The sequence below is a fragment of the Microcystis sp. LE19-10.1B genome (assembly GCF_027530565.1).
Lineage (GTDB): Bacteria > Cyanobacteriota > Cyanobacteriia > Cyanobacteriales > Microcystaceae > Microcystis > Microcystis aeruginosa.
The window spans coordinates 1-1,224 of sequence record NZ_JAPZQM010000554.1 but is presented as its reverse complement, the minus strand read 5'-3'; the positions used below and the strand labels follow the sequence as shown (position 1 = coordinate 1,224).

General features: G+C 38.4%; 1 pseudogene. It reads left to right on the top strand.

The annotated features are described in order from the left end of the window. Positions 1–239: 239 nt before the first annotated feature. Positions 240–1,010: pseudogene (locus O9332_RS20150) on the top strand (ISL3 family transposase); the annotation flags it as partial. Positions 1,011–1,224 lie beyond the last annotated feature (214 nt).

Here is a 1,224-nt window from a genome sequence, read left to right as displayed (position 1 = left end):
CAGTGCTTCTGCTAATATCTCTAACTTAGCTTGCTTTAGTATTTGCCAGGTTCCAACTATCATTAACAACAGTAGATATCTGGCTCGTCCCAGTTCATTTTCTAACACTTTCTGGTATAGTTCACTTATCATTTTCGTTATCTAGGTCATATCTAGTAAATATGACTTATTTTTTTTTGGAGTCTGTGTCTGTATTCTATGCTACATAAGCTTTTCAGCTTGCTTGTCCCCCTGTCAGGTGGGAAGCACCAGAACGAATAAGCTTGGATGAATTTAGTAACTTAAAAGGACATAAAGATTTCATAACAACGGTCGTAGATCTGGACAAGAAAATTTTACTAGATGTGATTAAAGGACATAAGCAAGAAGAATTAATGGAAGCCTTAAAGGCACAGCCAGACGCAGTTCGGGAGAAAGTGAAAGAAGTGAGCGTCGATATGTGGTCAGGATTTACAGCAGTGATCAAGGAATTATTTCCCAATGCTAAAATCATCTATGACCGTTTTCATGTAATGGCTATCATCAATGACGAGCTTAATAAATTGAGAAAGTTAATGGGGGTGCATGAAAAGGGATTACCTCATTTATTATGGAAGAATAAAGAGGACTTAAAGGACGAGCAAAAACAACAACTAGAAGTTATCCTGAAAGAACATCCCTGCTTGGGAATAGCCTGGGAAATGAAAGAAGAAATTAGACAAATTTATCAAAGTAGTAGAACGTTCAGAGGTGCTGAGAGAAAATTGGAAAAATGGATAAGAATAGGCGGGATATTATATCAAAGTAGTGCCAGCATGATCCAGAAGCATTTGCCTGGTATTTGTAATTACTTTGAAAATCAGACAACCAACGGATTAATTGAGGGAATGAATACCAAAATAAAGCTTATTAAAAGAATGGGTTATGGATTTACCAATTTTGAACATCTTCGACTTAAGCTGTTTGCTTGCTTTAATTCCCACATTCCGCACCCTAAGTGTCACAACGTCTCAAAAGAGGAAGATGCCTGAGTCAAAATACTTATCTAGAGGAGTGAGTTGGCGGCAAGCTGCCGGCAACTAAGCCGAAAATTCCAGGGTTCCCTCATTCGCAATAAACAGTGCTTATTGAGAATGACTAGGCAATCAGACTTAACATCTAGGGGGAGATGTTCCAGTTGCTCGCTTTGTTTTGTCACCCCTGGAAGTCAATCCATCTGGTCAAGATAAGAGATAATATTCCTGG